Origin of the sequence: Ruegeria sp. HKCCA5763 (assembly GCF_013034545.1) — a bacterium.
In the GTDB taxonomy this organism is placed as follows: domain Bacteria; phylum Pseudomonadota; class Alphaproteobacteria; order Rhodobacterales; family Rhodobacteraceae; genus Ruegeria.
In genome coordinates this window covers 91,407-112,220 of the sequence record NZ_WQGF01000011.1, presented here as the reverse complement: position 1 = coordinate 112,220, position 20,814 = coordinate 91,407, and the positions used below count along the sequence as shown (strand labels likewise).

At 55.4% G+C, this 20,814-nt stretch carries 18 protein-coding genes and 1 pseudogene; 12 read left to right on the top strand and 7 right to left on the bottom strand.

The window, feature by feature from the left end:
• Positions 1-6 precede the first annotated feature (6 nt).
• Positions 7-939 (bottom strand): nitroreductase family protein, encoded by a 933-nt coding sequence (locus GOV89_RS17785; RefSeq protein ID WP_348540121.1) that lies wholly within the window; start codon positions 937-939, stop codon positions 7-9.
• 173 nt (positions 940-1,112) lie between these two features.
• On the opposite strand from GOV89_RS17785, the gene GOV89_RS17780 reads away from it, so the two are divergent.
• Together GOV89_RS17780 and GOV89_RS17775 are read left to right on the top strand one after the other, a co-directional pair.
• Positions 1,113-1,859, top strand: coding sequence for a sulfite exporter TauE/SafE family protein (locus tag GOV89_RS17780; protein WP_171180545.1), 747 nt, complete (start codon positions 1,113-1,115; stop codon positions 1,857-1,859).
• Positions 1,860-1,981: 122 nt separating this feature from the next.
• Positions 1,982-2,662 (top strand): annotated as a pseudogene (locus GOV89_RS17775) (IS6 family transposase).
• Between the two features lie 801 nt (positions 2,663-3,463).
• On the opposite strand, the gene GOV89_RS17770 reads toward GOV89_RS17775, so the two are convergent.
• Positions 3,464-4,573 carry a ParB N-terminal domain-containing protein gene (locus tag GOV89_RS17770; protein ID WP_171180547.1) on the bottom strand — a complete coding sequence of 370 codons (1,110 nt, stop codon included), beginning with the start codon at positions 4,571-4,573 and terminating at the stop codon, positions 3,464-3,466.
• Complete coding sequence (locus tag GOV89_RS17765; RefSeq protein WP_171180549.1) at positions 4,570-5,877, bottom strand: AAA family ATPase; 1,308 nt, start codon at positions 5,875-5,877, stop codon at positions 4,570-4,572. Before GOV89_RS17765 ends, GOV89_RS17770 begins: the two co-directional genes overlap by 4 nt.
• Before the next feature lie 389 nt (positions 5,878-6,266).
• Between GOV89_RS17765 and GOV89_RS17760 the strand changes: the two genes are divergently transcribed.
• Positions 6,267-7,028 (top strand): DnaA N-terminal domain-containing protein, encoded by a 762-nt coding sequence (locus tag GOV89_RS17760; RefSeq protein WP_245224505.1) that lies wholly within the window; start codon positions 6,267-6,269, stop codon positions 7,026-7,028.
• Positions 7,029-7,081: 53 nt separating this feature from the next.
• Positions 7,082-8,128, top strand: a complete 1,047-nt coding sequence (locus GOV89_RS17755; protein ID WP_171180550.1) for an aromatic ring-hydroxylating dioxygenase subunit alpha — start codon at positions 7,082-7,084, stop codon at positions 8,126-8,128.
• A gap of 26 nt (positions 8,129-8,154) precedes the next feature.
• Here GOV89_RS17755 and GOV89_RS17750 read toward each other — a convergent pair whose 3' ends face one another.
• Both GOV89_RS17750 and GOV89_RS17745 read right to left on the bottom strand, forming a co-directional pair.
• Positions 8,155-8,370 (bottom strand): GNAT family N-acetyltransferase, encoded by a 216-nt coding sequence (locus GOV89_RS17750; RefSeq protein ID WP_171238744.1) that lies wholly within the window; start codon positions 8,368-8,370, stop codon positions 8,155-8,157.
• A 335-nt stretch (positions 8,371-8,705) separates the two neighbouring features.
• Positions 8,706-9,584 carry a LysR family transcriptional regulator gene (locus GOV89_RS17745; RefSeq protein WP_171180554.1) on the bottom strand — a complete coding sequence of 293 codons (879 nt, stop codon included), beginning with the start codon at positions 9,582-9,584 and terminating at the stop codon, positions 8,706-8,708.
• Between the two features lie 96 nt (positions 9,585-9,680).
• On the opposite strand from GOV89_RS17745, the gene glyA reads away from it, so the two are divergent.
• Both glyA and GOV89_RS17735 read left to right on the top strand, forming a co-directional pair.
• Entirely contained in the window at positions 9,681-10,988 is a 1,308-nt protein-coding gene (gene glyA / locus GOV89_RS17740; protein WP_171180556.1) for a serine hydroxymethyltransferase, read from the top strand.
• Between the two features lie 168 nt (positions 10,989-11,156).
• Positions 11,157-13,172, top strand: a complete 2,016-nt coding sequence (locus GOV89_RS17735; RefSeq protein WP_171180558.1) for a DEAD/DEAH box helicase — start codon at positions 11,157-11,159, stop codon at positions 13,170-13,172.
• A gap of 121 nt (positions 13,173-13,293) precedes the next feature.
• Here GOV89_RS17735 and GOV89_RS17730 read toward each other — a convergent pair whose 3' ends face one another.
• Together GOV89_RS17730 and GOV89_RS17725 are read right to left on the bottom strand one after the other, a co-directional pair.
• Positions 13,294-14,391: a Gfo/Idh/MocA family protein gene (locus tag GOV89_RS17730; protein WP_171238743.1), complete on the bottom strand. Its 1,098-nt coding sequence runs from the start codon at positions 14,389-14,391 to the stop codon at positions 13,294-13,296.
• A gap of 12 nt (positions 14,392-14,403) precedes the next feature.
• Entirely contained in the window at positions 14,404-15,114 is a 711-nt protein-coding gene (locus tag GOV89_RS17725) for a GntR family transcriptional regulator (protein ID WP_171180711.1), read from the bottom strand.
• Between the two features lie 107 nt (positions 15,115-15,221).
• Between GOV89_RS17725 and GOV89_RS17720 the strand changes: the two genes are divergently transcribed.
• Genes GOV89_RS17720 through dctP form a run of 6 tightly spaced genes read left to right on the top strand, consistent with a single transcriptional unit; the run spans position 15,222 to position 20,798 of the window.
• A complete protein-coding gene (locus tag GOV89_RS17720) occupies positions 15,222-16,376 on the top strand; it encodes an LLM class flavin-dependent oxidoreductase (protein ID WP_171180562.1) in 1,155 nt (384 codons plus the stop codon).
• Complete coding sequence (locus GOV89_RS17715) at positions 16,376-17,266, top strand: aldo/keto reductase family oxidoreductase (RefSeq protein ID WP_171180564.1); 891 nt, start codon at positions 16,376-16,378, stop codon at positions 17,264-17,266. The genes GOV89_RS17720 and GOV89_RS17715 overlap by 1 nt, the downstream gene beginning before the upstream one ends.
• A complete protein-coding gene (locus tag GOV89_RS17710; protein WP_171180566.1) occupies positions 17,266-17,781 on the top strand; it encodes a flavin reductase family protein in 516 nt (171 codons plus the stop codon). Before GOV89_RS17715 ends, GOV89_RS17710 begins: the two co-directional genes overlap by 1 nt.
• A gap of 53 nt (positions 17,782-17,834) precedes the next feature.
• The gene (locus GOV89_RS17705; RefSeq protein WP_171180567.1) at positions 17,835-18,422 is read left to right on the top strand and encodes a TRAP transporter small permease; all 588 of its coding nucleotides are present in this window, start codon (positions 17,835-17,837) and stop codon (positions 18,420-18,422) included.
• Positions 18,423-19,712 (top strand): TRAP transporter large permease, encoded by a 1,290-nt coding sequence (locus tag GOV89_RS17700; RefSeq protein WP_170337175.1) that lies wholly within the window; start codon positions 18,423-18,425, stop codon positions 19,710-19,712. It begins immediately after the preceding gene.
• A gap of 24 nt (positions 19,713-19,736) precedes the next feature.
• Positions 19,737-20,798, top strand: a complete 1,062-nt coding sequence (dctP, locus tag GOV89_RS17695) for a TRAP transporter substrate-binding protein DctP (RefSeq protein ID WP_171180569.1) — start codon at positions 19,737-19,739, stop codon at positions 20,796-20,798.
• The last annotated feature ends 16 nt before the right edge of the window (positions 20,799-20,814 follow it).

The window sequence follows — 20,814 nt, the reverse complement described above, 5'->3', positions numbered from 1 at the left end:
TACAAATCAATTAAGCTCGAAGCCGCATGACCGAACGTAGTTACCAAAGTCAGCACGTTCGGGCTCGCTATACTGCCGAACTTTGTCTTCAGACCAGGAATACCTTTCGCTGTCCGCAAATTTCTTTGGAAATCTCTGTTTTTCATAGGGCTGCGACGTCGCGCGCTCTTCATCGTATTGCACAATTGTCTCCTTCAAATTGACCTCCCTATAATGGTCGACGTGACATGTGACCTGTAGTGGCAGCCGCTTAGAGATCTTCGGCGTTTGCGCGGGAAAACCAAATGCGAGGCCCGCAAATGGAAAAACATGGTCCGGCAGATCAAGCAGGTCAGAGACCGCCGCAGCCTTGTTTCGCACAGCGCTGATCGGGCAGCAGCCGAGTCCAAGCACTTCCGCCGCTGTCACGAAAGCGCCCAGCGTAATCGCTGCATCCCCCGTTGCATTGAAAAACGCGTCAAGATGGTCGTTTGCGAAGGGGACACCATGCCATTCGTGCAACAACCTTTGGCGACGGTTGTTGCCGCAAATGACGGCAATCATCGGCGCATCCGCGACCCAAGACTGACCCGACACAAGTGTTGCAAGACGTCTTTGGATATCTTCGGATTCCAGCAAGATGATATCACACTGCTGCAGATCGCTCTTTGTGGGCGCGGATAGGGCGATCGCGGAGATGGTGCGGACCCAATCGGATGGGATTGGCTTGTCCGTGAATGCACGACAAGAACCACGGGCCGCCATGGAATACAAAAGGTCCGATTGTGCGGTGCTTTCAACTTGTGAAGGTGCATCGCTGAAACGCGCCGCGAGGGCGCGTTGCAAGTCCGATTGGGGTGCCTTCGACATGCTGGTCCTTCTCTTTAGCTGCTTGTTTCTTAAAGTACACATAGAAGCTGAACGGTTTTTTGCTTGCTTAGCAACTGCAAGATGTTCCACCGGCACACGCGCCGCGTAGTTTCTTTTCCGTCATGAACGGCAATTGCCTGTTCGCACATAAACCCGCAAGCATTGCCGAAAATGTATCACCGCGCTAAGATACGCCGAAACCTGCGGCTCTCAAGCTTTGCCGCGAAAGCCGCGACAGGCAGATAAAGTAAATCGAAGCAGCAATGCATGACATTTCCCTGATCGCGTTTGCCAGCGCCGTCCTGCTGCTGGCAGGCGCAGTGAAAGGTTTCATTGGGCTGGGAATGCCGACCGTCGCGCTGGTTCTGTTAACGTTTAAGCTCGACGCAAGATCCGCCGTCACATTGATCCTGATCCCAATGTTGCTGAGCAACGTCTGGCAATTCTGGCGTGGACCTGACATGGTTGGATGCGCGAAACGGCATTGGCGCTACGCGGCCATTTTGATCCTATGCGTCGCTGGAACCGTCTGGTTCAGTCAATCCACTCCAGATCGGTTTTTGCGCGCTGTGCTAGGTGCGTTTGTACTGGCGTTTTGCTTTTTCAGCTGGCGTGACATGGTGCCTCCGATCCCGTCAAGCACAGTGCGCTTGTTCGAAATAATCAGCGCTTTGGTTGCCGGGCTGGTTGGTGGGTTGACTGCCGCATGGGCGCCACCATTGGCTATGTACCTGACCGGTCTCCGACTGGAGCGTGACGCATTTGTTCAGGCACTCGGGTTCTTAATCACGGCTGGTAGTGTGTCCGTTTTGGCGATGTTCATAGCTGTCGGGCACAGTTCGCAAGCGGATCTGGCAGTCTCGGTCTTCTTGCTGGTTCCGACCCTGATTGGGTTTTCCGCAGGTGAGCGGTTGCGGCATAGGGCAAATTCCGAAGCCTTCAAAGGCTTTTTCTTAGGCGCATTTTCGCTGCTGGGGGCGAATTTGTTGTTGGGCACTCTCTGGGGGTAGTGCGCAGCGGAATCATCGCACGCAGCACTGCGTCTGGATCTGTTGCAAACTTTTGACTGTTGACGCTCATAAGTTCTTCGAGTGATTGGATATCGAAATATTGAAGTTGAAAGTTTGTTATTATGATCTCTTTCAAAGGCGGGCAGTATCCGAAAGATGTGATCCTCTTCGCAGTGTTTTTCTATGTCCGATACGGTTTGTCATATCGCGATCTGGAAGAGATCATGCATGAGCGAGGCGCTGCAGTAGATCACACGACGCTGAACCGCTGAGTGACGCGGTATGCAGGCGCAATTGCTGAAGCGGCGCGTCGTCGAAGGGGGCCGTGCGACCGCTCCTGGAGAATGGACGAAACTTACATCAAGGTGAAAGGAAACTGGGTCTATCTCTATCGAGCTGTCGACAAGCACGGCAAGACGCTTGATTTCATGCTTTCGCAACGTCGAAACAAACCCGCGGCCACCAAGTTCTTTGCCCGAATGCTGGAGGTCAACGGCCTTCCGAGAAAGATTGTCATCAACAAAAGTGGAGCTAACACCGCTGGCCTCAAGGCCACCAACAAGATGCTGAAAGGTTTTGGTTGCCAGGTCCCAATTGAAATGGTCAGGCGAAAATACTTGAACAACATCGTGGAACAGGACCATCGTTTCATCAAAAGACGAACCCGCCTGATGTTCGGCTTCAAGTCTTTTGCTTCGGCATCAGCGACCCTGGCTGGCATCGAGGTCGCGCACATGATCCGTAAAGGCCATTTCACACCGGGACTCTGCCCGTTTCGTCAATTCTCCGAGTTGGCAATCTGACCCGGAAGCGATCGCAGATCTATTTGGCCGACCTAAAACTTTGCAACGAAACCGTGTCAACTCTTCGGTCAGTAAGAAACTTTGCAACAGATCCCCCTAGATAACACAATTTCTTGCTTAAGCTTATTTTAATGATCATTTTTTAAACTTATTGCACGTTACACGACACCTCACGTAAGCGCACCTTTTCTCACTCTTGGAGCATTAAGAGCCAAGTCGTAGCTGAGCGCTGGCAGAGAACGAGGCAAGGACGGTGTTGAGTACCCTGCCCTAGACCAAGGTTCAACTTGACCAAAACGTAACTCAAACAAAAAACTCCGCTCTGCGGCTGCCAATATTTGCCAAAACCTTTTGTCTAGCACATGACAAACCTTGCTGCGTGGCTGGACCCCCCAAAAGAGTTGCACAAGTTGGATGGTCTCTAACTGAAATCAATATCGTAAACCGCCAGACTCCACGCCCCGAGCTAAAGGCAAGAAGCATAGGAAAATCAGTGGAGCATCACATGAGTGTTTCAAAAAAATTGCTGCGAGCGGTGGTAACGTTATCCTTATAAGGGCTGCATTCCAGAGGATTGGTTTAATCGCCAGCTTCAAACTTTGGCTTAGTTCCACGTTTGTGCGCTGCTTTGCGAAAAATAGCTTCTGCCTCAGCATAGGCCCTCAATGCCCGCTCTATCATACTCAAAACGAACTAGCTTGGCCCGATCCTGGATGCCGATACTGGCCCCGGCTTAATACGTCTCCAACAAAAAAGGCGCGAACTGCAGTCCGCGCCTTTGATAGATTACTGCCCTAATTCTTACCCGTGGGTAAGGTCATCTTCTTCAGGCAAAGCTTCAATAAAAGCGGCGATCGCCTCTTCCAGTTTGTTGCGATCCACCCGCGTGAAGTCCAAGTTGTATTTCAACTCAATACGCCCGCTGGAAGCAGAGCATTTCGCAACCCCTGCCCGGCCGGTTACTTGAAACGTAGTTTTCGCACGCCGAGGCTTACTGGAGCTTTCACCCTTAGGCTTCTTGTCTTCGCTGGCCTCTGACGCCCCTAAAAAAGACCTGAGAATCGCGACCTCGCGAACGCCGTCACGATCCGGTTCGCTCATCAACGTCTCGCTCACCTGCCGCACAAGATTTGGCGTTGCATCGAACTTGCGTTTAAGTTCCACGCCGACATTTCGCGGAATGTCATTTGGATGCATCAGCACTTTGTCCAACATCCTCAACAAACTGGCAAACGACCTGATATAGCTGCGCTTGGTGTAGCTTGCCGACTTGAACAACGTGGAAACGGCCTTGTCCACGTCCGGGCAATCATTTGACGGGTTTTCTGCATACGCTCGTGCGAGTGCGCCCATTTCCGCAAATGAGATATCCTTACGGATCAAGTTTTCATCCACCATGCGACGGTAGCTGTTGTCGAGGTCACTAGCCTCTGAAATGCCCGCCGGAATTCGGGCGTACACGTCCTTACCCGTTTCATCGAGCAATGCTCGATAAGCAGATAGGCGACGCATCCCTTGGATGAGTTCGAACCGCCCATCCGAACGACGTTCAAGTCGGATTGGATTGGACAGCCCAATGTCCCGAATAGAATCCTTGAGCTCGTCCAACTCTGGATCCGGTCCAGGCTTGCGATCTCGTGTCAGCTTTTCGGTCAAGACATTGGCCAGAGGTACATGTTCAGTGACCAAACCTTCGTTCCGAAGGCGGACCAACTCATGTGCCAGGCGATCGTTTTCTGCTCGAATGGTTTCTTCTGTCGATTGCTGATCCCGCAATGCATCGGCATTTTCAGAAATCGCCGCTGCCATCGGACCTCGGCGCTTCTCAAGAACTTTGTCCGGCACTTTCCCGACAGGAATGTCGTCCATTGCCGGTATGTCGATATCGAACATTCTGCGCTTGCGGCTCATGCCTCATCCTCCAGCTTGTCCCAGGCCGACAACATGACGCCCCGGAATTCTTCATATACGTTGTCAAATGTCGAACGCGCTCGACGCCAGGTTTCCCGTGTCATCTCGCGATAATCCATTTCATAAACCGAGCTAAGAAAGCGGCCCGACTGCTCAACTGCGCGAGTCATTTCCACCGGGTGCTCGGCGACGTGCTCACCAAAGACCTTTTTGAAAGCCTCGAACATCGCATGGTGAAGAGCGTTACCCGGCTCATATCGTGTGAGTAGGAACCGCAACTCACAAAATGTTTTCGGCAAGCCGATCTTACCCGTGGGTAAGGTTTTGTCGAAGCCGTAAGCCAGATCCTCCAGCGCCTCGGCAAGCTGACCTATGAAAGACGTGGTGGAATCGTACTCCCAGTATCCCGGGCCCGATGGAATATAAAGCATGTCAGCAGCAAAGACGGCATTCATGGATTGATAACCAATGGCCGGAGGACAATCGAAGATGATCAGGTCATAGGCATCATCGGGGATTTGATCCAGATATCGCGACACAGCCGCAAAGAATGACCACTCAGGGTTAAGATGCCGATACTGCGCCGAAGCAAATTCAACGAAGGCAGCATTGGCACAGGACGGGATCGCGTCGATCGTGGACCAGGAAGTCTTTCTGATGAAGTCCGAGATTCTGAGGTCACCAAGACCCATATCTGTAATTGACGGCGGCAGTTCACGGCGGGGTAGGGCAGTCCCTGATTGCGCGGCAACGGGGCGATTGTTCATACGTTCCGTTTCACGGATTAGATCCCGGGCCATGATGCCCCAGACAGTATAATCCTCGGCCACATCCGTAAGACCCATCGAATGGCTCAGCGTCGCCTGTGGGTCAAAGTCCACCACAAGCACACGATACCCATCCAGTGCAGAGGCGTGCGCAAGATGTAACGCCACGGTCGATTTTCCAGCTCCGCCCTTGAAGTTGGCAACAGCAGCGCGAATGGCGCGCTTGCCTTCGGGGCGCGGGGGCATCAGGGACTTCCGGTTCACCTTGAGACGTCGTCGCAACTCGTTCACCTCTTCCAGGCTGAACCACCTCTGGCGCCCATCCGGCTCGACCTCGCCACTGGGCAGGGACGGATCCGCCGCCAATTTGCCGCGAAAGGTCGACTGGTTGACTCGGAAGATCAGCTCGGAAACCTCCCAGCTTGAAAACCGGCGGAGTGTCTTCTCCATTTCGGGGCTAAAAGTCTGCTGGCGAATCCAGCCCTGCAGCTTGAGGGATTGGTTGCGCAATGCGCTCAGGTCTTCGTGCGTGTACATGCCTCTGATCTCTATATTTGGAACGTAAATTTCTGTTCGTTTCCTATTTACGACCGATTTGCACTTTACGCAAAAGAAAATATCATGAAACTGCAACCTTACCCACGGGTAAGAAAACAAGGCGTCTAAGCGCAAAAGCGATTCGGGAGATTCGGCCGCGCCGCTCAGCGAGTCATGTACCAGGAACCTCGTTATTTAGGGGGACAGGGAACTGTCAAATCCTATATATAGGGGGACATTAGAACTCTTTAAGGGGACGTACTGCATGTCCCCCTTCACCAGTGATTCACCAAATTCTTTTCTTTTTTGAAGGATGACCGACCTAAAGGTTGCCTCGACTTCAGACTCTTCTTGACAGAATCGAAGGTTTGGACGCTAATTAGGCCAAGATGGCGAAAAGCGTTGGAAAACAGCGCGGACATGGCGGGATAAACCCGTCTGAGGCAGAAGAAGCGGTGAGAACGGGTATGCAACTGGCTAAACCGGTCGGGCGTAATGCGGCGGCCTTAAAATACGATATACTCTCTGCGCTGACCATTCACGCCTTGTCAGGAGACAAACATCGACAGCGTAGTGTTCTGCGTATCATCGCCTTGATTACGACCAGATATAACTGGCGCAGCAATGAATTGTCGATTGGACGCGAAGAAATTTCGCGCCTTTGGGCAGTGAACGAAAGGACAGTAAAGCGCGAAATGTCCAAATTTCGCGCATTAGGGTGGGTATCCGTCAAAAGGCCTGCGGCGCGTGGCAGAGTCGCCGTATACGAGATTGACCTCAAACAGATCATGATCGACACGCAAGAGGTGTGGCCGATCATAGGTTCGGACTTCCATGCGCGTATGATGCATGAACCGGAGCCGGAAACAAATATTGTGCCGTTCACGATGAAACCCGCGCCCACCGAAGATGGCGAGAGCGATGTCTGGTCACAGGTCCAGTCGAATCTTCATGAACGAGATCCAGAACTGTGGGCAAGCTGGTTTCAACATTTATCCGAAGCTGAGCGGGCAGGGGGGACTGTGACCCTCGTTGCTCCTTCGCGGTTTATGGCTGATTACATTTCTCAAAAGTGGAACCAACGTTTGCTCGCAGCCTATAGCCGGGTCGATCCCAGCATTAGAGTTGTGCGGGTGGAGTCGGCGGAGTGAGGGGCATCCGCCCATACTGGCGCAAGCCATCTGACCAACAGGAGAGCTCGTCCATGTTTCTGAAAAACTGCTGGTATGTCGCCGCTTGGAGCAAGGATATCGGGCGCGAACTGAAGGCCGAGACCTTTCTAGGCGAAAACATTGTGTTCTACCGCCAGCAGGACGGCACCCCCGTCGCGCTTGAGGATGCCTGCCCGCATCGCAAGCTGCCGCTGTCTAATGGCAACCTGATTGGCGATGTTGTGGAATGCGGCTATCACGGTCTGAAATTCGACTGCTCGGGTAAATGCACCGATAGCCCGACCCAGCGCGGTATGACCCCGCGTAGAGCGGTTGTAAAATCCTACCCGGTGGTGGATCGCTATCGCTTTCTGTGGATCTGGATGGGCGACCCGGATCTGGCCGATCCTGACAAGATTTTCCCGATTGATAACTTCGATGACCCAAGCTGGGGCAAAACCGATGGCGGGGTGATGGATATTGACTGTCACTACCTGTGGGTCTGCGACAACCTGTTGGACCCAAGCCATGTAGCCTGGGTTCATGTGTCGTCCTTTGCAGGTGCAGGCACGGATGAAGAGCCGTTGGATGTGAATAGAACAGATCGAGGCGTAATCGTTTCGCGCTGGATCGAGAACAAGCCGCCGTCGCCTTATTACGCGAAACTGGTGGCCTTTGACGGTGATTGTGACCGACTGCAGCACTATGAGATGTGTATGCCTGCGATCGGGCTGAACAAATCCATCTACACGCCCGTCGGGACCGGAGGCTATGATAAGCAACCGGTTGCTGAGACATTCATCAACATCTCTTACAACTTCATGACCCCGATTGATGAGGATCGAACCCGGTATTTTTGGTTCCAGCACCGCAATTCCGATCCCGACAATGCCGAGGTGTCCAAATTCATGAATGATGGCGCGCGGATGGCGTTTCTTGAGGACAAAGAAGTGTTGGAAAAGGTTCATCTGGGCATGAAATACGCCAAGACGCCCCATATTGATCTGGGACTGGACGCGGGGGCCAAACTGTTCCGGAAAGCTTTGAACCGCGCGATTGAGGCTGAGGCTGGACCGATCGACATGGTTGAGCGGTTGTAAGGCTTGCTGGTCGGTTCTGAAACCCACTAGGCATCGAGAGGAAAGTGAAACCGGGGATGCACCGCATCCCGCCGCTCGAATCCGCAAGCCAGGTAGGCGGCTTGGGCTTTTGAATTGTCGGGGTGGGTGCCGACCATCATGTAGGAGCAGGACAGCGCGCGCGCCTTGTATATTGCGCCTTCGATCAGCCGCCGCCCGACGCCCATGCCGCGATGGGGCCGTTCGACAAAGGGGTGGTGCATGTCGATACCACGACGACCCAGCTGCAATTGGCTGAGCGGGCTCAGGACGGTGTAAGCTTCGCGACAGTAGCACAGCCATTACTTTCTCGAAGTAGGAAGAGTTGGAAGCTTGTCTTCTAACAAACTTCGATCATACGAAAGTGGCTGACTGCACACTTAGCAGACAGGTTCTGAAGTCAATATCAGCGTCGGCAGGTAGATCGAGTTCCAAAACTGTCAGCGCCCAAAGCCGCCCATCGCGGCAAGCCCCAACCGCAGTTTATCGCTCAGAAAAGGTGAAATCCAACCCAATTAGCGGAAGCAGAGACAGTTCAATCTTTGGCGTAGATGATTGTTCAGTCTGACAGCAATTGAACAACTTGGCCCGTTTCAGGTCTGCGTCTCGATTGTTCTGGCATTTCGATCACAAGAGAACGACCTGTATGGCAGGATTGACTATGCACGGGCGTCAAAGCACCAGAAGCTAAAGCTTCTTCGATCAGACACATATGTCCGATCAACATGCCTGCGCCGGCCTTGGCCTCTTCGACGGCAAGGCTGTAGAGCGAAAACTGAGGTCCACTTTGATCATCGCGCAGTTTATACCCAGTATTTTGGGCCCAAGTGGACCAATCGTCTTTCCAAGCCTGATCATGCAGTAGTGGAATGTCTTCAAATCCGTTTCCGCCTCGGGCGCGATCCAGAAGCGTAGGCGCGCAAACCGGAGCGATAATGTCCTTGCAAACAGCGATCTGCCTTGGCGATCCATCCGGCACGGCGAAGAAGATCGACAAATCGAACAGCTCACGCCCAAGAGTGGGCGGAGTTTCCATGGCTGTTACAGAAAAAGTGATGTCTGGCAATTGAGCTCTGATCTGACGCAGACGCTTGGGCAGCCAAAGTTGGGCAACACTGGGCAGGGATGCGATGTGAAAATCGGCCTTGGGCGTTAAGTTGCGCAACGCTCGGGCCGCATCGGCCACTTGGTCAAAGGCCGAGGTGAAATCCGCGACAAGTGACTGCCCTTCAGGGGTGAGCTCAACGCCCTGGGCATTGCGGCGAAACAGCGGGGACCCTGCCCAACCTTCCAGTGTTTTTATGTGTTGAGATATCGCGCCCGGTGAGACGCTCAACTCTTCGGCTGCCGCGGCAAAGCTTACGTGGCGCGCAGCAGCCTCAAAGGCGCGCATGGCGTTCAGAGGTGGTCCATTCGGGCGATTAGGAACAACGCTCATTTCAGAAGCCTTAGTTTTTCTACGCCAAGAAATATCAATTCTGCTTTGCGATGTCACGCGGCAGTCGTCACATTGAGAAAAACAGGAGATCGTCAGATGACACTTGCGCAAAGAGATTGGGTGCCCGCCGTAAGCGAAACCTTGGTTCAGGACATCGCAACAAAGGCCGCTGCGACACCGTCGGGTGATCTATTGGCCCGGATTGAGCATTTGGCAGAGGAAAACCGTCGCATCCACGAGAAAGAGTGCTTCAACCTAAACCCGGCAACCAATGTGATGAACCCCAAAGCCGAACTGCTTTTGTCTTCAGGCATTGGGTCGCGACCTTCCTTGGGTTACCCCGGCGACAAATATGAAATGGGGCTGGAAGCAATCGAAGAGATCGAAGTTATCGCCGCAGAACTGTGCGCCGAGGTTTTTGATGCCCAGTTTGCCGAAGTTCGCGTGCCTTCAGGCGCCATTGCCAACCTCTATGGGTTTATGGCGACTTGCAAACCAGGCGACACAATAATCGCTCCTCCCGCCTCAATTGGCGGGCACGTTACCCATCATGTAGCTGGTTGCGCCGGACTTTTTGGTCTGCGAACAATCGAAGCACCTGTGAACGCTAATGGCTACACCGTCGATCTGGATGGGTTGCGCGAACTGGCGAAGTCTGAGAGGCCCAAGCTGATCACGATTGGCGGCAGCCTTAATCTGTTTGAACATCCTGTGGCCGAGGTCCGCGCCATTGCGGACGAAGTAGGAGCATGGGTTATGTTCGACGCCGCCCATCAGTGTGGCATCATTGCCGGACGCGCGTGGTCCAACCCGTTGAAAGAAGGTGCGCATTTCATGACTATGAGCACCTATAAGAGCCTTGGTGGTCCGGCTGGGGGTCTGATCGTTTCAAATGAAGCCGAAATTGCGAAAGCGCTGGACGCGATAGCCTTTCCCGGCATGACTGCCAATTTCGATGCAGCCAAGACTGCTGCTCTCGCCGTCACGATGTTGGATTGGAAGGAATTTGGTTCGGCCTATGCGCGCGAGATGATCGCCATGTCACAAGCGTTGTCCCAAGCGTTGCACGAGCAGGGTGTTCCGATCTTCACTTGCCGGGATGGTTTTACAAATTCCCACCAATTCGCGGTTCTTGCGAAGGCTTTCGGCGGAGGTCAAACAGCATCCAAAAAGCTGCGGGCAAGCGGGTTCCTCGCATGTGGCATCGGCTTGCCGGTCGAACCCGTAGAGGCGGACATGAACGGCCTGAGGATCGGCACCCCAGAGTTGGTGCGGTGGGGTATGAGGTCCGACGACGCTGAGCGTTTGGCCGATCTGATCATGCGCGGCCTGAGTGGTGAAACTGTTCTAGCAGAGGTTTCCGACTGGCGCAGAGAGTTCGACCAGCTGCATTTCGTGAATTGAGATCAAAGCGGCCGTTTGAGTTGACCTCTCGAATTCCGGTCGCTTTGACAACATCCTTGGAGACGGCAAAGGGACGATTTGCCGCCGATCGTACTTGTTGGGTCGAGCGGGCTGTACAATCTCTGTCATCACCGTTAAGGGCGTGATCTTTCTTCTGCAAGGTGATCTATGCACAACCCCTTCGACCTGCCCAAGACGCTTTCGCAGGCGTTGACCCAAAAGGGTTACAGCGAACTAACACCCGTTCAAGTCGCGGTGACACAGCCTGAACTGGGCCAGCTTGATTTGTTGGTGTCAGCGCAAACCGGATCGGGAAAAACGGTGGGTTTTGGCTTGGCGATTGCGCCAGATTTGTTGGACGGCGATGGCCGATTTGATCGCCCCGCGTCCCCTTTGGCTTTGGTCATTGCGCCCACACGTGAATTGGCCATGCAGGTGCAACGGGAATTTGACTGGCTGTTTTCTGAGGCCGGGATCGTTACCGCATCCGCCGTTGGTGGCATGGATGCGCGTGCTGAACGCAGAGCGATCGAGCGCGGCGCGCATGTCATTGTCGCCACGCCCGGTCGACTTAGGGACCATGTCTCTCGGGGTGTGATCGATCTGAGCGATCTCAGGGCTGTCGTCCTGGATGAAGCGGACGAAATGCTGGACATGGGGTTCTCGGAAGATCTGGAGTTCATTCTGGACCACACGCCTGAAAACCGTCGCACATTGCTATTCTCGGCAACGGTGCCGCGCGGTATCGCCAAGCTTGCCCAGACCTATCAAAAAGATAACGCTCGCCGCATTGAGGTCGGCAACAAAGACGCCCAGCACGCGGACATTTCCTATCTTGCGCTGTCTGTGGCCCCGTCTGATATCGAAAAGGCAATCATCAACCTTTTGCGTTTTCATGATGCGCAAACGGCGATCATCTTTGCCAATACCCGGTCTATGGTGGCCCGCCTTACGGCGAAGTTTTCCAACAGAGGGTTTTCCGTGGTTTCGCTTTCGGGTGAACTGAGCCAAACGGAACGCACCCATGCCTTGCAGGCGCTTCGTGATGGCCGCGCGCGTGTTTGTATCGCAACAGATGTGGCTGCGCGTGGCATTGACCTTCCCCGGCTTGAGCTTGTGATCCACGCAGATCTACCATCCAATGCGGAATCTTTGTTGCACCGGTCCGGGCGGACGGGCCGTGCCGGACGAAAGGGTACATCCGTACTGATTGTGCCGGGGCGTCAAAGGTCAAAGGCACAGCGCCTATTGAAATCCGCCAAACTGGAGGCCGAATGGGGTACGCCACCCTCCGCCGAGGAGGTGCTTGCGCGCGATGAAGAAAGGCTGATGTCCGATCCGGGATGGGGTCAATCTCCAAGCGCCGAAGAACAGGCCTTTGCCCAACGCCTTTTGCAAGAACACTCTGCCGAGAAAATTGCTGCGGCGTTTCTGCGTCTCTACCGCGAGCGCAATTCCGCGCCCGAGATTTTGGGTGATGTGCCCGAACCGGGTGCCCGCAAAAAACGGGACGCTTCGGATTTCGGGCCCAGCACTTGGTTTTCGCTGTCTTTGGGCCGCAAACAACGCGCCGAGCCGCGATGGCTGCTGCCCATGCTGTGTCGTAATGCGGGGATTTCCAAAGATGCAATTGGGGCCATTCGTGTTCAATATCAGGAGACATTCGTTGAAATCCTGACCGATGCCGTGCCTGCGATGAAGAACGAGCTTGGCCCAGAGCTTGACCTTGAGCAGGGCGCGCGTTTGACCGAATTGCCCGGCGTCCCGGATTTCGACGCCTCACCAAAAGGCCCCCCTGCGGCACCAAAGACGCCGCGTGCAGATCGCAAAAAGGACGTATCGCGTCGCGACTCTAAGCCCGCTGTGGATCCAAACGCCGCTGAATCCGAACAGAGCGCGAAAAAGCCCTCAAAGCGCCAGGATAACGTTGACAAACCACAGTCTGGCAAGCCGAAGCGGAACCATGGCAAGAGCCAGGGCAATCCTGAGAAGAAAACAACCGTCAAAAGCAACGGTATCGAGACCAAGCGGCGCAAGAACGCGGCTGATCCGTCAAAACCCATGGGTTCTCGGAAAGAACGCGCCAAGGGCCGGCAGGATGGCGACAAACCCAAACGCTTTAAGGTGCGCGCAGGAAAAGGCCCGGATGCGCGGCCGATGCGCAAAGGGTCACGGAAAAAGTGAACCCCATTGTTGCTTTCTGGTGGCATTGCAAAAGGTGCATCAGCCGAGCCATATGATGGATGCGATAAGCCGGGTTGGGATCCAACTGATCTTAAAACCCAACCCGGCGCGTCTTTGTGATCTATTCGCCTATTCGTACGGTTTCGCCGCTTTCTATCGCTTTTTGTGCCGCGTGTCCCATCCGTACGGCCCAAAGACCGTCCTTCAGGCTGACGTCCGGTTTGGCCTTTTCACCGCGCAGCACGGCCAGAAACCCTTCGTGCTGATAAAAGGTTGACCCATTGTGGTCTCCGGCCGCCAATATTCTGGCGTCTACGGGTACATCTATTGTCGTGGGCCCCTTGGGGCTGCGGGGGCTTACAATAACTTTGGGCACTGGTGGTTCCCCCAGATGATCCGGCCAGAAGCGCCCTGGGCCGGGAACCAGCGCCTCGACCTTGGCCTTGGCTCCAACAGCCGAAATTTCTTCCTGATACCGGGAGCCTTCTGCAAACATGCACAGCTCTAACATGGCCCGTGCGCCCGAGGCGAAATCGACAATGACGTACCCGTGGTCCAGAATATCGGGTGTTTCGCCTTCGTAGCTTTCGTCCAGATGGTTGACGGCTTGTCCGCCGCTTGCGGTCACACGCACCGGGTCGGATTGCAGGATCAAGCGCATGAGGTCGAAGAAATGGCAGCATTTTTCGACAAATGTGCCCCCGGTATTGCGATTGAACCGGTTCCAGTGGCCGACCTTTTCCAGAAATGGGAAACGATGCTCGCGGATAGACAGCATCTTCACGCCACCTGTTGCTTCCGCCTTGTCGATCAATGCAGCAATAGGGGGCATGTATCGGTATTCCATCGCAACCCAGATGGGGCAGGGATAGCTACGCTCAACCTCTTCTAACCGGGCCGCATCCTGTGGGTCGGTGAACAACGGCTTTTCCACCAACAACGGCAGGGGTCGCGTTTCGGCCACTTCGCAGATCTGGTCTACATGCAAGTGATTGGGGCTTGCGATGACAAGGCAATCCAACTCCGCGACTGCCAGAAGCTCTTTGACCGAGCTCACCATCGCGGCATCCGGTGCGATGGCTTTGGCAGCCTTTGCCATCACCGGATCCGGCTCAAAAATCGCCGCCACGCGCGTCCGTTCCAACAGGCCGATATTGTGCAAGTGCTCTTGCCCCATCATGCCGCATCCAATCAGCCCGTAGTTGATGGTTCGGGTCATGCGTGTTTCCTTTTACTTCAAACGTTGGACGTAGTTGGCCCGATCTGGGTCGAACCATGTTTTTGAGAATTCAACGGGTTCAGCGGTCTCTGACCAGCTGAAACGCTCGATATACCCCACTGTTTGGCCTGCTGGTTTGGTGAAGCTTTCGGGCGTCCAATCGGGAAGCGATTGGACCGAGACCCTGTCTTCGGCCCGAATGATCCAAAATCCCAATTGGCGTTGATAGTAGCGGTAAAGAGAGTCGGACAAGAGGGTCCGGTCGATCAAACCTGCTGATTCGTCCAGCCAGATTTCTTCGACGGCTATGATTGTGTCATTCAAGTAGCGCATCCGACGCACGCGTGATCCGCGGGTTGACTGTCCGAACGGGGGCAGATCGGAAGGTTTTTCCAAGTGATCCACCGACAGGATATCCGCGCGCGGCAAGCCGCCACCTTTAGGCAATTCAAGCCGGAACATCGCATAGACGCTGTTCTGTGTTCCTGTTTCCCGAATGTAATTGCCCGAGCCTTGGATGCGCTCGAGCATCCCCTTTTTTTCTAACTCGGCGAGCGATTTTCGCAGCGTCCCGACCGAGACATTTAGTTCTGCGGCCAGCTCGCGCTCGGGTGGCAGGCGCTCGCCGTCTATCAGCCGACCCGCCGCGATGTCGCGGATCAGAAGCTCCGCAATCTGGATGTAAACCGGAAGGGCATTTGGGTTTCGATTAGCAGAGGGCACAGTCAGTCGCTTCACTTAGTCGCGGAAAAAATTGATACACTATTGATCTACATCAAAGCGATTGCTACGCAAGAGAAAAAGCAAACGCTGCGCGGAGACCGACTCAGATGACTATCGTCCCCATCACTTCCCCTGATCTGGATGCGGCAGAGGTCTCGTGGTTTGCTGCGCTCTGCTCGGACGACTACCAGTTCCTTGGAGTGCCCGATGGCGATCTGCGGTCCAGTTGGGCGCATTGTTCCGGCATCGTAAAAGAGGCCGAAGCGCAAGGGTTCCGCAATATCCTGTGCCCATCCTCTTATCAGGTTGGCCAGGACACGCTGAGCTTTGTCGCGGGCTGCGCCCCGATCACTGAAAAGATTAATATGTTGGCTGCCGTGCGGTGTGGTGAGATGCAGCCCATCATGCTGGCCCGCACCATCGCTACGCTGGATCACATGCTGAAGGGGCGGTTGACGGTCAACATCATCTCATCGGACTTCCCCGGTGAGAAAGCCGATAGTGCGTTCCGTTATCAGCGATCGCGCGAAGTGGTTGAGATTTTGAAACAGGCCTGGACACAGGATGAGATCAATCACGCCGGCGAAGTGTATAACTTCTCGGGTCTGACAACGGATCCTGCGAAACCCTATCAGACTGGCGGGCCACTGTTGTATTTTGGTGGATATTCACCTTCGGCTTTGGATTTGTGTGGTGAACATTGCGACGTCTACCTGATGTGGCCCGAAACCAAGGATCAACTTGCCGAACGGATGAAGGCCGTTCACGCTGTGGCCGAGAACTACAACCGCACGCTGGACTACGGCCTGCGTGTCCACATGATCGTCCGCGATACCGAGGCTGAGGCACAGGAATATGCGGATTACATCGTCTCGAAGCTGGATGACGAATACGGTCGCGCCATTCGTGAACGGGCGTTGGACGCGACGTCGCTGGGTGTGGCGCATCAGGCCAAGAACCGCGATCTGGCAGATGAGTATGGCTATGTCGAACCCGGTCTCTGGACTGGTGTTGGCCGGGCGCGGTCTGGCTGCGGTGCTGCTCTGGTCGGATCGACCGATCAGGTTATGTCGAAGATCGAGGAATATCAGAAGATGGGCATCCGCGCTTTCATATTCTCGGGCTACCCGCACATGGATGAGGCCAAGCACTTTGGTGCTCGGGTGTTGCCCAACTTGAAGACCTGCTCGCTGCCCGAAGCTTACGGGCGCGTGCCAGCAACGACCCCAGCGACCCCACTGGGCAACGGAGAACGCCGCTGATGCAACGTGTGAAATTATCTGACTCGCTTGAGATGAGCCGTCTTGTCTATGGCATGTGGCGGCTGGGCGATGACAGCGACACGTCCACAGGGCATGTGGTAGCCAAGATTCAGGCTTGCTTGGATCAGGGCATCACCACCTTTGATCAGGCCGACATTTATGGTGGTTACGCAGCCGAAGCTGTTCTGGGCAATGCCTTGCGCGCCAACCCGAGCTTGCGCCAGAAGATGGAGATCGTCACCAAATGTGACATCATCGCCCCGGTGGGCCGTTACGCGGATGCGAAGGTGAAATACTACGACACGTCGCGCGCCCATATTCTGAAGTCGGTCGATACCTCGCTGACAGAAATGGCCATTGACCATATCGACCTGCTGTTGATTCACCGCCCTGACCCGCTGATGGACCACAATGAAACTGGTGCCGCTCTGGACGAGGTTGTCGCCAGCGGTAAGGTGGGCGCTGTGGGTGTATCGAACTTCCGCCCGTGGGACTGGTCGCTGCTGCAATCGGCGATGAAGACCAAACTGGTCACCAACCAGATCGAGATCTCGCTGGGCGAGATCAGCCCTTTCACCAATGGCGATCTGGCGTTTCACCAGCAACACGGCCATCCGCTGATGGCGTGGTCGCCGCTTGGTGGCGGCCTGTTGATGGCCGGAAACCCTCCGGTCGGCGTTGTGGCCGATGAAATCGCAGCCGAGTTCGGTGTGGATCGCGCCGCCGTCGCTGTGGCTTTCCTGCTGGCACATCCGGCCAACATCCTGCCGGTTCTGGGAACCAACAATCTGGATCGGATCAAACGCGCCTCGGACGCGTTGAAAGTCAAACTGGATCGCGAAACCTGGTATCGCCTCTATGAGGCGGCACTGGGGCATGAGGTACCATGATGAACGCAATCTCAAAGGACATGAACCACACCTTCGTTCCACATAAGGACGACACCCGTACCCTGCGCGACGCCTTTGGTCGCTTTGCCACTGGGGTGACCATCGTCACCTGCGACAGCGCGGATGGTCCGGTCTGTATTACGGCCAATAGTTTCTCATCCCTGTCATTAGACCCGCCGCTGATCATGTGGGCGGGTGACCGCAATTCGCGGCGCTTCCCCTATTTCCAAGAGGCCCGTCATTTCAGCGTTCACGTACTGTCATCCGAACAGGCCGAGCTGTGCTTTGGCTGCTCCAAGGATGCCTTCGCCCTGCGCGACATCGCGCATGAGCGCTGCGAGAACGGAACGCCGTTGTTGTCGGATTGCCTGGCGCGGTTTGAATGCGAACAACATGCATATCACGATGCGGGCGATCACGTTATTGTTGTGGGAAAAGTTCTTAGGGCCAGCATGGCGGACGGAGACGCGCTGACCTTTTATGCCGGGAAACTCGGCCAATTCGCGCAGCACTAAGCGCGATCTGACGGCCGTGGGACATACCCGCGGCTGAACAAGGGAGGATCCGCATGGGCGGACTGGCATCGGTGCTTGTGCCGATTGCATTCGTGAACGAAACCGTGCTGCGTCTGGGCCGCGCGGTTGGTGTCGTTGCGATTGCACTCATGGTCATTGCAATCCTGATTCAGGTGTTCTTCCGATATGTTCTGGGCAATGCGCTGCCCTGGCCGGATGAGGCCGCGCGGTTCTGCATGTTGTGGATGACCGGTCTGATGGCCCCCACGGCGTTTCGGCGCGGGGGTTTTGTGGCCATTGATATGCTAGAGCGCTTTTTACCGCGTTTTATTGGCCAAACGCTGAACCTCTTCCTGTTGGTAATCTCGCTCGCCGTGCTTTTGGTCGCCGTCAATATCGGCTGGTCCGAAGTGACTGGCTTTGGCGGTAGGTTCGCCACCGCAGCGCTATACCTGCCCACATCTTTCGGGTTCGACGAATGGTACCGCATCCCGCGTAGCTGGATGATGGCCTCGCTGTTGGTGGGGATCATCTTGCTGATCTCGGTGAATATCGAGTTGATCCTGCGATCTTTCATCACTCTGCTGGGCGGAGGTCACCTGTTGCCCGAAATTCCTGATGCGGCAGTGGGGGCCGAATAAATGCTGATCTGGTTCCTGCCCACCTTTCTGATTTTTCTGCTGATCGGTCTGCCGGTCTTTTTCGCCCTTCTGGCCGCGCCCGGTATCCTGCTGTGGCTGAATGGCCAAACCAACGACATCACGCTGCTCTACCGCAACGTCTATAACGGCATGGACAGTTTCCCGCTGATGGCGATCCCCTTCTTCATGCTGGCCGGAGAGCTGATGAACCGAGGCGGCATCACCATCCGTCTTGTCGAGTTTTCACAGGCGCTTATGGGACATCTGCGTGGCGGTCTGGCACATGTGAACGTGCTGAGTTCGATCCTGTTTGCGGGCTTGTCCGGCTCGGCAGTCGCAGACACCTCCGCCCTAGGGTCCATGCTGATCCCGGCGATGGAGAAACAGGGTTATACCCGTAAATTCGCTGCGGCGATCACAGCGGCAAGTTCGGTGATCGGACCGATTATTCCGCCCTCGGGCATCATGATCATCTATGCCTACGTCATGGGCGAAAGCGTGGCTGCCCTGTTCCTCGCGGGTATCGTCCCCGGTGTGATGGTTGGTGTCGGCCTTATGCTGATGATCAAACTGATGGCTGACAAATATGACTTCCCGGTCGCCAGCCGGAAATACACCTGGCCCGAGCGTCGTCAGGCCAGCCTTAAAGCCTTCTTCCCGCTGATGACCCCGGTCATCATTCTGGGCGGTATTCTCGGCGGTATTTTCACCCCGACCGAGGCTGCAGCCGTCGCCGTAGGCTATGCTTTCATCATCGGCTTCTTCGTTCTGCGCACTTTGACATGGAAAGAGGTGCCCGAGGTTCTCAGCAACGCAGGCATGACCTCGGCCGTCGTGCTGCTGCTGGTTGGTGCGGCGATGGCGTTCAAAACTGTGGTCAGCCTCAGCCATGCGCCCGAGCAATTGGCTTCACTGATACTCAGCCTTTCGGAAAACCCGCTGATCCTACTATTTCTGATCAATCTGCTGCTTTTCATCGTCGGTATGTTCTTGGACGCCGGTCCCGCGATCATCATTCTCGGGCCCATCCTTGGCCCGATCTTCACCAGCCTCGGTGTTGACCCAATTCACTTCGCCATCATCATGAGCGTCAACCTGACCGTTGGTCTGGCCACCCCACCGATGGGCTTGGTCCTGTTCGTGGCCGCCGCCGTGTCACGCGAACGGGTTGAGACCATCGCCAAAGCGATCCTGCCATTCCTGGCGGTCGAAATCATAGTGATCTTCCTGATCACCTACATCCCCGCACTATCCATGACCATCCCGCGCATAACGGGGTTTGCCAACTAACTGAGTTCCACAGGGAGGAAACGCATGCTCAGAAACTTTATCAAAACCGCAGCGGTGGCCACATCGTTGGTGGCCGCGTCTGCCGTGGCCGCCACAGCCGCAGACTACACGCTGCGCGCCACTGCCAATTCGAACGAAAATGACGAGGACTACGACGGCCTGATCGTCTTCAAGAACTATGTCGAGGCCGCCTCGAACGGTGCGATCGAGGTCGAGCTGTTTATCGGCACGCAGCTATGTTCGAACGGGGCCGAGTGCTTGCAAGGTGTGGCAGACGGAACCATAGACATCTACATCTCCACCTCCGGCGGTGCGTCGGGCATTTTCCCATACGTGCAGGTTCTGGATTTGCCATATCTGATGGCCGATGACCGCATTGCAGAACATGTTCTGTCCGGTGACTTCACCCGTACCATGCGCAACATGGCGCTTGAGGACTCGGGCGGCGCGATCCGTTTGATGACCATTGGCAACACCGGTGGCTGGCGCAACTTCGCCAACACGCAGCGCCGCATTGCCGAGCCTGCGGATATGGAAGGGTTGAAAATCCGCACCGTGGTTGCTGACCTGCCGCAGGAATTGGTCAAAGCGCTGGGCGCCTCGCCCACCCCAATCCCGTGGCCCGAACTGTTCACCAGCTTCCAGACCGGCGTTGTTGAAGGGTCCAAGAACGGCATCACCGACATCATGGGCATGAAATTCCCGGATGCGGGTCTGCAGTACGTCACGCTGGACGGGCATGCATACATGGGTGCGCTGTGGTGGATGAACAACGCCAAGTTTCAGGAGATGCCCGAGGACATGCGCCGCGTCGTCGTTGACGGCTTCTATGCGCTTCAACAGGCTACCTTTGCCTCACCCAAGCGCAAGTCGATCCAAGCCTATGAGGATTTTGTCGCCGGTGGCGGCGATCTCTATGTGCTGACACCTGACCAGAAGGCTGCGTTCAAAGAGGCCGCAACGCCGGTCTATGACTGGTTCCAGTCCAATGTTGCCCGTGGGGATGAGATCTTTGTTGCGTTGACAGATGCGGTGGCGGCGGCTGAGGCCGATGTGAACGCGTCGCGCGATGCGGATCTGAACTAAGCTTCCGGGTCGGGCC

Coding starts and splice junctions, on each gene's coding strand:
- GOV89_RS17780 (WP_171180545.1), top strand. CDS start 1,113: ATGCATGACATTTCCCTGATCGCGTTTGCCAGCGCCGTCCTGCTGCTG.
- GOV89_RS17770 (WP_171180547.1), bottom strand. CDS start 4,573: ATGAGCCGCAAGCGCAGAATGTTCGATATCGACATACCGGCAATGGAC.
- GOV89_RS17765 (WP_171180549.1), bottom strand. CDS start 5,877: ATGTACACGCACGAAGACCTGAGCGCATTGCGCAACCAATCCCTCAAG.
- GOV89_RS17760 (WP_245224505.1), top strand. CDS start 6,267: ATGGCGAAAAGCGTTGGAAAACAGCGCGGACATGGCGGGATAAACCCG.
- GOV89_RS17755 (WP_171180550.1), top strand. CDS start 7,082: ATGTTTCTGAAAAACTGCTGGTATGTCGCCGCTTGGAGCAAGGATATC.
- GOV89_RS17750 (WP_171238744.1), bottom strand. CDS start 8,370: ATGCACCACCCCTTTGTCGAACGGCCCCATCGCGGCATGGGCGTCGGG.
- GOV89_RS17745 (WP_171180554.1), bottom strand. CDS start 9,584: ATGAGCGTTGTTCCTAATCGCCCGAATGGACCACCTCTGAACGCCATG.
- glyA (WP_171180556.1), top strand. CDS start 9,681: ATGACACTTGCGCAAAGAGATTGGGTGCCCGCCGTAAGCGAAACCTTG.
- GOV89_RS17735 (WP_171180558.1), top strand. CDS start 11,157: ATGCACAACCCCTTCGACCTGCCCAAGACGCTTTCGCAGGCGTTGACC.
- GOV89_RS17730 (WP_171238743.1), bottom strand. CDS start 14,391: ATGACCCGAACCATCAACTACGGGCTGATTGGATGCGGCATGATGGGG.
- GOV89_RS17720 (WP_171180562.1), top strand. CDS start 15,222: ATGACTATCGTCCCCATCACTTCCCCTGATCTGGATGCGGCAGAGGTC.
- GOV89_RS17715 (WP_171180564.1), top strand. CDS start 16,376: ATGCAACGTGTGAAATTATCTGACTCGCTTGAGATGAGCCGTCTTGTC.
- GOV89_RS17710 (WP_171180566.1), top strand. CDS start 17,266: ATGAACGCAATCTCAAAGGACATGAACCACACCTTCGTTCCACATAAG.
- GOV89_RS17705 (WP_171180567.1), top strand. CDS start 17,835: ATGGGCGGACTGGCATCGGTGCTTGTGCCGATTGCATTCGTGAACGAA.
- GOV89_RS17700 (WP_170337175.1), top strand. CDS start 18,423: ATGCTGATCTGGTTCCTGCCCACCTTTCTGATTTTTCTGCTGATCGGT.
- dctP (WP_171180569.1), top strand. CDS start 19,737: ATGCTCAGAAACTTTATCAAAACCGCAGCGGTGGCCACATCGTTGGTG.